The 13,956-nt window shown below is 59.3% G+C and carries 9 protein-coding genes; 6 read left to right on the top strand and 3 right to left on the bottom strand.

Features of this window, described 5'->3' with window-relative positions; all coding sequences use genetic code 11:
- Positions 1 to 330: 330 nt before the first annotated feature.
- From GEV02_RS21200 to GEV02_RS32990, 3 genes are all read left to right on the top strand, one after another.
- Complete coding sequence (locus tag GEV02_RS21200) at positions 331 to 1,167, top strand: hypothetical protein (RefSeq protein WP_152839967.1); 837 nt, start codon at positions 331 to 333, stop codon at positions 1,165 to 1,167.
- 296 nt (positions 1,168 to 1,463) lie between these two features.
- Positions 1,464 to 2,099, top strand: coding sequence for a GNAT family N-acetyltransferase (locus GEV02_RS21195; RefSeq protein WP_152839966.1), 636 nt, complete (start codon positions 1,464 to 1,466; stop codon positions 2,097 to 2,099).
- A gap of 779 nt (positions 2,100 to 2,878) precedes the next feature.
- The gene (locus tag GEV02_RS32990) at positions 2,879 to 4,903 is read left to right on the top strand and encodes a hypothetical protein (protein WP_174999237.1); all 2,025 of its coding nucleotides are present in this window, start codon (positions 2,879 to 2,881) and stop codon (positions 4,901 to 4,903) included.
- Between the two features lie 91 nt (positions 4,904 to 4,994).
- Here the strand turns inward: GEV02_RS32990 and GEV02_RS21185 are convergent, their stop codons facing one another.
- Positions 4,995 to 5,411 (bottom strand): hypothetical protein, encoded by a 417-nt coding sequence (locus GEV02_RS21185; RefSeq protein ID WP_152839965.1) that lies wholly within the window; start codon positions 5,409 to 5,411, stop codon positions 4,995 to 4,997.
- 990 nt (positions 5,412 to 6,401) lie between these two features.
- Here GEV02_RS21185 and GEV02_RS21180 point away from each other — a divergent pair.
- Together GEV02_RS21180 and GEV02_RS21175 are read left to right on the top strand one after the other, a co-directional pair.
- Positions 6,402 to 7,670, top strand: a complete 1,269-nt coding sequence (locus tag GEV02_RS21180) for an RES domain-containing protein (protein ID WP_152839964.1) — start codon at positions 6,402 to 6,404, stop codon at positions 7,668 to 7,670.
- Between the two features lie 435 nt (positions 7,671 to 8,105).
- Positions 8,106 to 8,909 carry a hypothetical protein gene (locus GEV02_RS21175; protein ID WP_152839963.1) on the top strand — a complete coding sequence of 268 codons (804 nt, stop codon included), beginning with the start codon at positions 8,106 to 8,108 and terminating at the stop codon, positions 8,907 to 8,909.
- A 787-nt stretch (positions 8,910 to 9,696) separates the two neighbouring features.
- On the opposite strand, the gene GEV02_RS21170 is transcribed toward GEV02_RS21175, so the two are convergent.
- Both GEV02_RS21170 and GEV02_RS21165 read right to left on the bottom strand, forming a co-directional pair.
- Positions 9,697 to 10,671 carry an Abi family protein gene (locus GEV02_RS21170; RefSeq protein ID WP_152839962.1) on the bottom strand — a complete coding sequence of 325 codons (975 nt, stop codon included), beginning with the start codon at positions 10,669 to 10,671 and terminating at the stop codon, positions 9,697 to 9,699.
- A gap of 227 nt (positions 10,672 to 10,898) precedes the next feature.
- Positions 10,899 to 11,357 carry a hypothetical protein gene (locus GEV02_RS21165; protein WP_152839961.1) on the bottom strand — a complete coding sequence of 153 codons (459 nt, stop codon included), beginning with the start codon at positions 11,355 to 11,357 and terminating at the stop codon, positions 10,899 to 10,901.
- 699 nt (positions 11,358 to 12,056) lie between these two features.
- Here GEV02_RS21165 and GEV02_RS21160 point away from each other — a divergent pair.
- Entirely contained in the window at positions 12,057 to 13,907 is a 1,851-nt protein-coding gene (locus GEV02_RS21160; protein WP_152839960.1) for a site-specific integrase, read from the top strand.
- Positions 13,908 to 13,956: the final 49 nt, after the last annotated feature.

Here is a 13,956-nt window from a genome sequence, read left to right as displayed (position 1 = left end):
TGCGGCAGTTCAGCAATAGGCGTGGCGGCCCCGCTGCGTTCCTGGAGCGCGCAGGGAAGGGCGAGGCCGGGTACGGTTACCGAGCCAGCAGTGGTCTCCCTAACTTTGGCATTCAGTATCGCCGAACGTGCTGACTAAAAAATCTGGCCGGTGAACGGATTTTCCGAAGCGCGCGTCCCGCTAAAACGTATGTGACGCGAAATATTTGTTTCAACGAACATAGACGATCAGCGGCTATCCGCATACTTGGTTTGTGACTACAATCGTGAGCTGCAAGTTTTCCACCCGTTTTGGTGGATTTTTCAACCCCGTGAAGAACCGCCGCACGTCATGACCATATTCCATACACCTTTAGCGATGCCGGCGCGAGAGTACGCCGCCATCCTGTTGCCGTTTGTCGACTATGATGCTCAGCTGCAGGCCATCAGATCGCTGTTGGAACGGCACCAGAAAAATGAAAAGCGTCAGGCCGAGGAGATCCGGCAAATCGAGCTTGAAATTCCGCATCTCAGCGAGGAGCAAAGCCGATGGGCGAGCGGCGACTGGAGCGATAGGATGCATGCGTCCGTATTCGCCGACGCCGCCCATAGCATGTCCGCGATCGGTATGCTTGCGCCGTTCATCGAGACGATTTTTTGCGAGGCCTTCAGTGTGGCGCATAGCTACCACGGCAATGAAACCGACCATTTGCCCGATCATCACCGATGGACGATGGATGTTGCCTCCCGATGGGACTGCCGGTACTCGTGGACGGAAAATGGAAAGCGGTCCCAAGGCATAGCCGCCGGCATTATGCAGCTATCCTGCGCCACCGGCCTGGCCGAGTTCTTGCCGGCCGACCTTGAGAAGACCCTTGGCGCTCTCTTCGCATACCGCAACAAGATGCTCCATCTCGGATTCGAATGGCCGGTCCCCGAGCGAGCGAAGTTCAGCACGCTGATCGCCAACGCCAACTGGCCGACCACCTGGTTCTATTGGACGACGAAAGGTTCCGAACCGTGGATATGCTATATGACCGACGATTTGATTTCCACATGCCTGACGCAGATCGATGGAGTTTTGCGTGCAATCGGCGAATTCGCGGTGCGCAAGCTCCCCGAACCCAAAAGCGTGGAAACATGGACGCCGCCGCCGGAGAGCAGCACGTCGAGCGCCGGCAATAGTTAGCGTGGAAAACGCCACGGGGCCGGCCGGAATGCTCGGTCCTCGCGCGTCGACTTGCCAATTGCCCTAGCTCATTTGCTGCAGCTCCGCCGAAGAGCCACTTATTTACATCAGAAATGGTCGCTGATATGCTTGTTCAGGCGATATCGTGCCCAAAAATGTTGGGTGCCGAGAGCGAGGTTTCAGCACCGGCAGCTGATTTCGTCGACGTATAAATTGTTCATCGCAGCACGCGTCCAGTTCCACGATCGAGAATATGTCGTGGCTAGGGCAGCAACTCAAAAAGGTAGGATCGTTGCATGTTGAAGATGTTGTCATTCTTTAGGTCCGTCATGGCGAGGCCGCGGCATACGACTGCTGTTGATGACGTATCGGGCTTTACCCCAGCCGCACCTGGACGCATCCGCATCGAGCCGCTTCCGACCATTGAAATCGAGACCTCGACGAACCATCATCAATCGTTCACCTCACCGAATCCCGATATCAAGGCGACCATCTATTCATCTGACCGTACGCCGGTGGGGCGGGTAACTTATGCGGTGTCGCCTCTCTTCGATAGGCTCTACATATTCGATGTGACCATTCATGAGCCCTACCGCCGCCAAGGCTTTGGCCTGGCCGCCATCGAGTACCTTGCGACGACGTACTGCCTACCTATGGCAACAATCAAGGAAGTGTCCCTGGCCAGGCACTTCTGGCGGGCGGCCCGTGCTGCAAGCGATCGACGAGGCGAACAAATCGGGACCTTGTCGATCAGCGAGATGTTTGAAGAGCGGAAAAGATGGGGCCATCTCAAACCGCAAATCGACCAGCTGAACACGCAGATTTCCGATCGCTTGATCAAGCATGAGACGTGGGAAAGCGCTGTCGGCCGGGGACTACCCGACTGGCCGTCGTCGACGCCCCAAGGCAGGGGCGCGGGCGCTCCGCCTTGAGTAGGGCCTTTGTCGAATAGCCCGACACTGTCAGTAGATGCCAGCGTCACGTGGTCGCGCCCCCTGATTGGCCTGGCACCATGATCAAACACATGGGACAGATCTAGGGCGGACGGAATCCCGCTGAACGGGTCCGGTAAGCATAGAAAAGGCGCAGATCGGCGTCCAGTCCAGGGCGACTCACACATTTGCTTCCAACGATGAGCCCAAAGTTCCAATATCCCAGCGTCTTGCGGCCTCGGTACGCCCTCGACCTGTCATATCTTCCGTGATAATGCTTATTATCACTGAATAGTTAATACCGCTTTTAGGTGTGAAACGAGGAAATCATTTCAGAAATTATCGAGGAAGCAATAGAAATTGAAATTACGGAGCCTGAAGTTCGGCGCAGAGCTTGCCGGTCGGGGGCGGAACGAGGGGGGCGGTTTTCGGGGCCGGCACAGGTGCCCACACAGCCGTCGATGCAATTCCCGGTAGCCTCGACGCCATCCGTTCGTGCGGGTTCTTGACGGCGTTTCCAAAACCGTACCGCAGCCGGTGACGCTAAACGGCTGCTGGTCTCTTATCTGATCGGTTCGAAGTCTTCGTCTCGATTATGCAGAGCTTAGCCATCGAGTTCCCAGAGGCGGCGCCCAGCAGCTGCGGCTAAGGCTCGCTCGTCAAATTTGCCCATGTCGTGTGAATATTCCATGGTGCATCTCAACGTACCCAAGTTTGAGCGGCAGCGGCCAGGGGATCGGGTAGACTTTCGAATTTGAATAACTGGCAAATGGCGATCAATGAGCAAGGATATCGCGTCAAACCCCGCTGCATACATCCCCCGACCATCGGACGGCTACAAGTTCCAGGCCTTGTGCCAGCACGTCTTCGCTGTGGCCTACAACAGCCCCGGTGCTGCCCAGTTCGGGCGCCATGGTCAGGATCAGCACGGCCTCGATATCCTCGTGCATGATTTTGGCTCTCCGTCCACGCGTGGGCTGGTCAAAATGGTGGGCGTCCAATGCAAGTTCACGGTAAAGGAAAAGCTGAGTTCGAAGGTGATCGCCAAGGTCAAGGACGACATGCAGCGTGTGGTCGCTCTAGTCGACCGCGGAGACGGGTACGACCATTTCGAGTTATTCGTCCTGGCGACCAACCTGCCTAACGATTCCGGCCTCCAGACCACGTTGGAAGAGCTGCGGGCGGAGGTTGGGGCCAAGTTCAGAGTGGAGGTATGGGACTGGGATCTGCTTTGCAGCATAATCGTCAGGCATCCGCGGCTCTGGGACCTGTTCAACGAACATCCGGACTTGAGCCTGCCGATCATCGACAAGACTTCTGTGGGCCTGCTTGATGTGGCCATCCGTGACGCGATCGGTAGGGGGGCCCTGGCGGAAGCCAGCTACATCGAGACCCAGTGGCGTAATGGCCGTGCTCCCGCCTATGGTCACCTGACTGTGAGTCCGCCGCCTGAAATATGGCAGCGTAGCGCGCAACTGCGGGAGTCGCTGCTTGAGCTGTACCGTGCGGGCGCCGACTCCTACAGTGCGGTGCCAGTGCTGCAGTACCAGCTGGGTCTGAATCAGACAGGAGCTGGACACTTGCTGGAATACTTGACGGCGCAGCGCATCGTCGGAAATCTGCGGTTCTCGTCATCCCCGTTTCGCCAAGTCGGTGAGCGTCCGCAATTCCAGTCGTTGGTGGCAGGCTTACTGAAGGATATTTTGGCGGCAGCAGGGACCCCCGATGAATTGGCCAGCCTCGCGCTCATGCTGGTCATGGAGTTGGATGACGTGGCTACGCACGATGCCGCCCTAGTCATGATGGAGAAGGTGGTAGTGCGCGCTTCCGGAACGGAGTGGGAGACCGTCGCACGCGTTGTTCACGCGACGGTTCGCTATTACTACGTGCTGCGCAACGGTTGGCGGCAGCCGGCGCGGCGCTATTCCGTGGGCGATACTATCGAAGATGTCACCAGGGCGAACAGGGCAACATTCAGGCTCGACATGCCATTTGACGATCCGGGCCCTGGCGTCATCGGCATCATGCACATGGATCCGTTGGGCCCTATGCGAAACTCAGGATCAGGCAGTGCCGTCTTGCGGCGTTTATGTCGGCATTTTGGCGTCGACGGTACTCGCGTTCTCGTTGCCCTTACACAGCAATGCAAGGTCTATTCCGTGGATGACTACGGAGCGACCACAACCCTGTGGCGTGGCGACGTGCGCAGTCTGTCGAACCAGCGCGTCGTGGTGTTCGATACTCTCGCCATGCTGGCCGGCCATCGCCACTACCAGGCCACGCTGAACCGCTTCGGCCTGGTCGCGACTGAACTCAGCTTCGAACGCCTGCTGGGTTACAGAAGGCTGCTGCATGCCTACGCCGCCAGGAGTACGGATGACCGCAGCCCGGCGCAGCTGTTGCAGCATGTGGATCATCTGGTGGATGTTTGCGTGGCGGGGCGCGCGTCGCAGGAAGCCTTGAAAGGGAGGATCACGATTACACCCGTGTACGACAACCCGCCGCCACGCCCTCCCGTTGAGTTGGGCGCGTGGGAGTTGCCGCCAAGCTGCTTTACCCTGGCGAAGGAGGTGCTGCTGGATCGCGCCAGATGGATCGCGATGCAGGCGCCGCAAACGCCTCTGCTCGTGGGCCTCGAAATGCGCTATTCCAACCGCAGAGATGAATTCGGCCTGGCGTGCTTGCTTGCTCTGCACCGCTGTACGCCCATGCTGGATTACGAGTACCGCAGGAGAGCCCATGCCAACGCGATGGGCATTGGGGTGGAACATCCAGAAGCGCTGACGGATGGGACCACCTACTGATCTCTGCCGGCCGGATGCATGTTGCCTGATCCAATCGATAAAGGTGAAGGCGGCTGATCGAGCGGCCGGCAGTCCAACGCGATGGCGCGGCCTATACCGACAGCGCCGGTACGCTGGCGCTGCCCACAGGAATGGTCCCGTTGCACGGCCAATGGCGGCCGCCGTTATCCATAGCGCCCAGCGCAGTCATCGTCAGCGGCAGGATCGAACCCAGCATCAGGACAAGCGACAGAACGGACGTCTGGATCAGGGCTGCCGCCGTTGCCCACCCCCAAGTGGTGAAGCTTAGGTTGCGGTACGTCAGCGCGACCGCGCCCGTGGCCAGCGCGCCAAGTGCCAGCCAAGCCAATGGCAGGTTGTCGAAGGACCGGCATCTGGTCGTATAGGCAAGGTATAGCACCCCCGGCGCAAACAGTAGCACCCAGAAACTGATCCGGCTCCAGTGATTGATCATGCTGAAGCTGAAGCGTTCGACGAGCTGGACTTCCATATAGAAGCAGGCGGGCATGAGCGCCAGAAGGAGCAATGACAGCGATACTGGTCAGTACATGATGGCAAAAAGGAGAAAATGCTGGAAGTCCATGGTTGCATGCCTCGGTCGTCGTTGTTTGGAGGGCTGGCCGGAGGACACCCGGCATGATTAGCGTACTCCGGGCACAAGCGCATCTACTTGCGTTGCCGCAGTCGGGACCGACAGTGGGACCGGCGGTGCGGTGCTCAACGTAATCCACGCGGCTACTCTGGCCTGAGGCGTGCACACCGGCGGTCACAAATGGCCAGTGCCCCTGTAAGGAAAAGGGCGGCTGGCGTGATCGATGCGCGTTATCTGAGTCATCAGCATCTGCAGCTCCGCACGTTGTGGAAGGCCAGCGCAACCGAGACCGACACCAAGCCACCGAGAGCCAGCCATCCGAGCGGCAGGGTGTCGAATGGGCGGCATGTACGCGTATAGCCGAGAAATAGCAGCGTCGGTCCTGCCATTAAAACCAGCGAGCTGGGTTTGCTCCAGCGATTGAGCAGCCTGAAGCCAAAGCGCCTGTTCAGCCGCAGCTCTACAGCCTGGGCTGCCGGAGCCGGTGGTGCGCGATGGGGGAGGCCCGGGAGGCGGTGTGTGGGTTGGCTGCGTAAAGAGAAAATGCGCGGCACCGCATGCGGTGCGAAATATGTCGTGGACAGCTCGGTCGGCCGATCGGTTGAATAAATGGAAGACTGGCTATACTGTAGCCTGCACGGCCGCGCCGGGATAGCACGATGGACGGCCCCGCACACTTTGGGGCATTTGGGAGACGTGATGCAAAGATACCAGGGACGATTAAACAACGACGGAGTGGCCTGCCACCTGGAAGCGGCGCCCTCCAGCCGGCGCGGCGGCGATGCCCGATGGCGTAGCGCCGGCGACAGGCAAGCCCACAGTGGCTGCGTCAACGCGCGGCCGGTGGCGGCGCTGCAGTCCGGTGCAAGGCTAGGTCAGGCAACCGGCCCAGGTATCGGATAGTCCATGGACGAGACACCTTCGATGTGCAGCGACTGTGCGAAAAATCGCCATCTGCGAAATTTGATCGCGCGTGATGGAACGGAATTGCTCTGCAGCTTGTGCCGCCAGCAGCGGCCCAAGGTGTTTGATCTGGATCGACTGGCCGACATACTGTCGGATGTCATACAGGAGAACTTTGCGCCGGTCGGGTGGGAGCCAGGAGGTCGTGGCGACTCGTTGGAGACCATCGTAGGGGAACTGCTCATTCAGGATGTCGAATTCCTGGACATCTTGGTGGAGACGCTCGTCGAGCGCGATGATCATGATCTCCGCGATGGCGGAGAGGCGTTTTTCGATGGTGGCGGTGAATATTGCGCGGTACGCCACCGGGTCAAGGTGGACCTTCTATTCGACCATTGGCATTCGATCACAGCCGAATTGAAGCACAAGCGCCGGTTCTTCAGCGCGTCGGCGCACGCGCTATTTGATGGCCTGTTCAGCGATATAGAAACGTACAGCACTTGGAATGTCAACCTGCGGACGCGGGAACCCGTGATCCGTACGCTGGCGCCGGGGATGCTCGTCTACCGTGCGCGCGCCATCGAGCCTGGACAGGCTGGTGAGATTCTTGCCGCACCGTATCGCGAAGTGGGGCCGCCGCCGCGCGCCAAGGCGCGATCGATGCGCATGAGCCCTGAAGGCGTGGTGGCGCTGTATGTCGCCATGAAGCCCACGACCGCGATCGCCGAGCTGCGGCCGGCCATCGGCGGCACGGTCGCTGTCGTCGAGCTGGCATTGGCCCGGCCACTGCAGGTACTGGACTTCGAGCGCCTGGAGCGTGCCTTCGATGCCGGCTGGAGTGAGTTGCTGCATCCGGATCCGCAGTCTGCCCGCGAGACGCGCCAGTTTTTGTGCACGTTGCACCGACTGATCGCCGCACCGGTGGTGCCAGGTCACGAAGACGACTATCTGATCACCCAGTCGATGGCGGAGTATCTATCACATGTCCACCCGCTGAAGCTCGATGGCATCCTGTTTAAATCGGTGCAGGATCAGGGCGGCACTAATCTGGTCGTGTTCCCTGGCTGGGATGGCAGCGCCGATGAAGACCTGTTCCCGGTCGACTATGTGGACGGTAGCGTGGCATTTCACCGCGTTCACCGGGTTGCCTATGCCGCGGATCGCCTGACAGTGCATCAGGACTGGGACGATGAGGTCTGCCTGCTGACCAAGGACCAGATGGAAGACCTGAAGGAGGACAGTCGTGAACAGGAACGTGAAAATGACGGTTAAAGTTGCCCTTATCAATAACAGTATAAATGATTTATTTCGTTTCCATTAGCGACAGCAGTTGTTCGGGCAGCACGCTGGCTTGCTCGGCCGTAGACAGCGGCACAGGATCGTGAAATAGTAATGCGAGCATTTCCCTGGTCTGGCGTTAGCGTTGGTCGCGCAAAGCAAATCGAAGTGGGGGCTGGCCGGCCACCATGAGGTAGATATCACCACGTTCTTTCGCCGTCAGGGCCCTCAGCTGCATTTAGTAACCATGCAAAACGCAATTCGCTTCGTTGCGCAGGTCGCTCAGCTCAGACGGGCCCACCGCTTCGAATAGCGACACGCCCATCGCCGCTTACCGGTGCAGGAGGATCTTTACGACCAGCTCCTTCTAGCCGCTTTGCTACTTCCGATTAGAATGCTGTGATCATTTTAAAAGAAGGATACTGCGGCATGGCGAAGTCCGGCAAAGAGAACCTGGTTCAATCAGCGATTACCTTAGCGCTGCAATCCTACTGCAGTGCCCCTGGCCGGCCTCAACTGCGGCAGTTTCCGCCATTCGCAAATCAGCAAGGCGCCGGGATGCGTAAGTACTGCGGCGATATCGTTGGCTTGCTCGACGATGCCCAAGCGCTCCTGCTCGAAGTCAAGGAGCGTGACTGCGATTCCAATCTTTTGCGGGAATTCGATGATAATCAGTTCGCCGACAACCTAGTGTTCGAAGAACTCGGCGTGCCGATCGCCTATGTGTACAACGAAACTGCCACCTTGGAATACTATTGCTGGCCGAGGGATGAGCAGACGTGGCCAGAGACTACGCTGCGACAAGTGAAGCGTTCGCCACCTACGCAGCTTCCAGGGAGATCGCCGGCCGTGAGTGGCCATGGAAGCCTGTTGGAGTGGCTGGGCCGCCAGCAGGGGGAAGACGCTGCGGCCAATTTTGGCCGGATTCATGGAGCGATTAGTGGTCCAGATGATCTGCGCAATGGCATGCTGATCCTGCTCTACGGGGTATCGCAGAACGAGATCGCGGCTCTTAAGCCAGCGGAACTTAAGCGGGTCGTTGGCTGGCTAAGGAACAATAGCTCCCTGTATCCGCACCACATTCAGAAGCTGCAGACCATTTTTGGCGAGTCGGCGGCCGTGTTCAGCTCCTTTGCTAGAGCCCAGCCGGTCCCGCCAGTCGCACCACCGCCAGCCGATGACGATGATAGCCAACACAGCGCAGGTCCATATTTTAATAGCGGGCCAGTTTGACGTGACCCTGGATACTTCCGACCTCTTTCTATATCTTTGCGTCGAGATTTTACGCCCCGATCCGCGTATGTATTGTCGTGGCGGCTCGCGGACAACCTGGCTTTCAATGACCGATAGTAGAGTTCATTCGGTGTAACCGGGTAGTGGATCTCGGCCCCATGAAAACGATACGAACCCATGCATAGCGAACGTTGTAGTCGTAGAGGAGGGGCAAGATGGCGGCCCGATCGATGGCAGGATGCTCGGTTGACCTTGTTGCTGACGGGTGAATCCTGCTTGCCGCACGCGAGGCTCTTGCTCGACCAGTCGGCACAAGCAGTGCGTGATATCGGTCAGTCGGCGAACGGTCGATGCGTTGCGCGCTCGGTGGGCCGACCAATGCCTGAATTTCGACACGTACGGTGGCGACTACTATTTGTCGGTGCCGCTAGCGTTCGAAGTCACCGGCGCGGTGCGGACGTCTTACGACTGTGTGGGCGAGTCGCCGCTGCGCGTGCGATGAGACCTTGAAGTATTCTGCGGCAGGGATCTGGCGGTGTCGGTAGTGGGTGTTGCTAGCATCAGAGTTCTCCAGGATTGTGACCACATGTGGTATACGCCTAGGAGCAAAGTCACTTTGTATAGCGTCACAGTTTAATCAAATCTGGTACAAAATACCCATTTATGGTATATTTCTCCCTGTAGACATTGCAGGCGCAACCTGGGACAGTTAATAGCGACTTAACGGGGTCTGTAGTGCAACGGCATCAATCAAAGAGCCATCCCTAAAGGATGGCTCTTTGTCTTTCTAGCATGGTTCTGCGTAGTAGCGCCCAACTCGTTCGCCTTTGTCGGTGACAAGTAAGAAGCGGCCAGCACGCAACTGAGCTTTCAGATCCCAGTTTCTTGCTAGGCTGCCAAGTCGGACCTCACGGTGCAGGGGCAATGACTTGAAATGGTCTAGAGCCGGTAAGCTCATGAGCCAGGTGAGCGCCTGATGATTCTCCGAACGCATGTAATCCTCTGCGCGGCTTTTCGACAACCAGCGCAGCAACTGCGTCGTCCGGTCATAGGACTTCTTCATACGGACCATTACTTCGTGTTCCGTCGTAGGGGCAGGTTGAATGACACGTGGCTTTACTCCACCCCGCTCCCGCGCTTCCTCAGTCTCCGGCTTGAATTTCCACAACGGTTCGAAATGAGCAACACGATTACGCAGATCCCCGACCAAAGTTATCCGGGCAAATAGCGCATCCTGATGGGCAGGTACTCCCCAATAAGTTGCCGCACGCTGATGATGGCCAGGTACGATTTTCGGAATCAAAATATTCCAAGGCACTGGTGCACCTGTCACGGTTACTTGAGCATCAAGCACGCGGGGCCAGAAACCATATGTCATTCCAGAAATGACTTTAGCTGGCGTCGCTTGATTGTGGGGAGGGCCAAGTTTTTTCTTGATGCTCTTATCGCCTTCATTTTGCTGGCTGTAGCTTGCGTATGGCCTGTATAGCTTCAAGAACCAATCGTTGGAATCCTGACTTCCTTTCGACAAGGTTGGATTCCAATACTCCTGGCTGAGAGCAACGTGAAACCGATTTCGTAGAATAATCTCCACAATTCCGATTAACCGCATGAATCGACTCGATACGGCATCATTCCAGCAATAAAGGCCGTAAAGTTCCTCGTTTGATGTAGTGTTAAAAAAGTTCACATAGCTCGACAGCCGGGCCGTTGAAAGATCTTCTAACACATCGTTTAGTTGCAACGGAACGAGATGATGCATTTTTTATTATTGTAGATGAAAGAAACATTGTGCTGCTTTTATGTTCCGTGTGCAATAGCTGGGTCAGTTTCACCAAAAACATTCAATTGCATTCACTCAAAGTGTTTCTGGCTCGTGTGAGTCCCGCTACGGTGTCGGGGGGATCATCCTTGGTAATGGCCCACGATACGGTGCCTATTCCACAACATACAAGAATTCTGGAAATGACGCTGGTGAGGCGACGCTCACTAATGGCCAAGTGCATTGCAAGGGATGTTGCGGCCGCCGTTATCCATGTGCCCCAACGCCGTCACCGTCACAGGCAGCACGGCGCCCATGATCAGGAAGAGTGACAGGAATGCTGTTTGTATCAGCGCAGATGGTAATCCCCACTTCCAGCTGGTGTTGCGGGTGTTATGGAACGCCAGCGCTGTGGTGACCAACACCAAAATGCCAAGAGCAATCCACCCAAGTGGCAGGGTGTCGATCGAGCGGCACGGGCTTGCATACACGAGGTACAGCACTCCCGGTGCCATGAACAGCAACAGCGTACTGATCATGCACCAGCGGTTGACCATGCTGAAGTCAAAACGCCTGTTCAGCTGGACTTCAATGTGGTGCCCGGCCGGCATAATCGCCAGCAGGATCAGCGCCAGCGACATTTGCCAGTTCATGATCGCCAGCAGAAGTAAATGTTCGAAGTCCACGGTTGCACGCCTCTTTTGTCGCGCCTTGATCTGCATAATCGGAGGATACCCGGCACACACAGCGTAATCGCGGCACGGGCGGGTCTGCTTGCGATGCCGCAGCCGGGATTGATTTTGGCCGTGTCCGCCGACGCGGAAGGAGAGGCCGGCAGGAAGCCCATGGCGGGCAGACGAAACGCTGGCCACCGAATGCCAGCACGGACCAGGTCCCTTAGCGCGAGGAAATGATTGAGTGCAGGGAAGACTGGGTATACTGTAGGCTGATCGGGCGCGTCGGCCACCGCCCGCTAAGCAGGTCCCTGCGGAGGCGCGGCGGCTGCGGCATGGAGAGTAGATGCAACGAAATCATGGACGACTGTATGACGACGGCGCAGCCGGCCACCTTCGAGCGAGTGGTGGCGATGCGCGCGAGGACGGTATCGCGTCCACGCCGGATTCGACCACTTCGCAAGACGCCGGCTGGAGAATCACGCGCGTCGCTCCCCCGACGGTATCCCCAGCGACACGCAGCGCCTGGCTGGGCAGCGGCTTGGCGGCTCCTGCACCAACGGTTGGTGTCCCACCGACCAGCTGGAGCAAGTCGACGGTTGCATCCTGGCGGCGCAAGGGACGCTGTGCCTCGACGAGGGCGCTGAGCCCTTCGTTGCGGGCCATCGACGCTAAGGTGGCGATCATGCCCGCGAACAGGCCGAACGTCCGATGAGCCAGAACCTGCAGATCATTCTTCCGAAGGTGAGCTACACGCGCGCCGACTATACGGCCCTGCGGGCGTTTTGCCTGAAGGTGCCGGTATCGCGTATCGCCGACCTGTACTACAGCGAGGACAGTCCGCAGCTGGAAGGGGGCCTCGAGTCGTTTCTGCTGCAAATGCGCGACACGCTGGTGGAGCAGGCCATCGGCCACAACCCGCACTTCGCCACGGCCCTGGGCGGGGCCCGGCGCGGCACCATTACGCCGGCGGTGCTGGAAATCCTGATCCAGGCCGTCGACCTGCCCGCTCCACTGCCTGCGCCGGACGAACCGGTGGGCAAGTGGTTCCGGCCGCGGCTGACCGCGGCGCTGCGCGGGGAGGGTGTCGTCACGCTGGGCCAGCTGGTGGCCATGATTAATCGCCGCGGACCTGGCTGGTGGCGCCGCATCCCCCGCGTCGGTCAGGGACGGGCCGATGTCCTGTTGAACTGGCTGGAACGACAGGCGGATCGGCTGGGAGCGGTTCGCGGCGATGCCCGGACATTGCCGCTGGCAGGCGAGCTGCCGCTGCTGCCGTTGAGGGAAGACGCCTTGCAGCCGCTGGGTACCTTCTCCTTGCCCTCCGATTTGGATGGATCGCGTGGCCTGCTGCGCGCGACAGCGTTTTGTTTCATCTCGGCGCGCAACGATCTGCAGGCCATCGGATGCTATCTGTCCGACTATGCCGACCGCCCGCACACCATGCGTGCCTATCGGCGCGAGCTCGAAAGATTGGTGCTCTGGAGCGTGGTGGTGGCGCGCAAGCCGCTGTCGTCACTGCTGGTGGACGACTGTAAGGCCTATGTGCGTTTTCTTGAGAATCCGGACCCCGGGTTCTGTGGCGATCGCGCTCCACGCGGCAGCGTGCGCTGGCGGCCGTTCGCTAGCGAACCTATGGCTGCCAGCAGCCGCAAATACGCAGTGCTGGTACTGCGCGCCGCGTTCGAATACCTGCACCGCGTACGCTACCTGCTGGGTAATCCGTGGTCAGCGGTGAAGGACCCGGCGGTGGACACCGATATCGATCGCCTGCAGGTGCAGAAGGCGCTGGCCCCGGAGACGTGGGAGCTGCTGATCGGTCGCCTGGAGCAGCGCGCCCAAGTGCGCAAACAGGCGCAGGACCGGGTGGCGTTGGCGACGCTGCTGTTGCTGGGCGATTCGGGCCTGCGGCGCGCCGAAGTCGTGGTGGCGCGGCGCGACCAGCTCACGCCCAGCCGCCAGGTGCCGGGCGTGTGGCTGCTGAAGGTGCTGGGCAAGGGGCGCAAGCGCCGTCAGGTGCCGGTCAGCGGCCGCGCAGTCGCAGCGCTGCAAGCGCACTGGGCCGATCTGGGCGAGGACTTCGGCGACGCGGTCAGCAGCCGTCCGTTGCTGTCGCCGGTTACCGTGCCGGCAACCAGGGCAGCGCAGCAACGCCATCTAAAGGGGACCCCCGGCTATACGCCGAATGCGATATACGACGTGGTGGTCGGTGCGGTGCAGCGGGTGCTTCGCGATCTGTCGAGCGTGGGCGGCGCGCCGGTAGGAGTCGATCCGACCGAGCTGGCACGACTGCTGGGACTGGCTCCCCATGGACTCCGCCATACGTTCGGCATGCTGGCGGTGGAGGGCGGCGTGGATCCCTACGTGGTGCAGGAAATGTTGGGACACGCCAGTATGGAGACCACGGCCGTGTATGTGCGCGCGCGCGAACGGCGCATCGCCGAGGCGGCGCGCATACTGTACGGCGGCACGCACGCGCTTTCCGGCGAAGTCGCGGGGATGACAGAGCTGCCTCCCGGTGAGACCGAGATGCCGTCGACGGCGGAAGACGCTGCGAGATAGATCCGGCGACGCCGGCCACCGCGCGGCGTTGCAAGCGGCGCCGGGCCGG

The organism is Rugamonas aquatica (assembly GCF_009380215.1).
In the GTDB taxonomy this organism is placed as follows: domain Bacteria; phylum Pseudomonadota; class Gammaproteobacteria; order Burkholderiales; family Burkholderiaceae_D; genus Rugamonas; species Rugamonas aquatica_B.
This window is presented reverse-complemented; position numbering and strand designations above follow the sequence as displayed.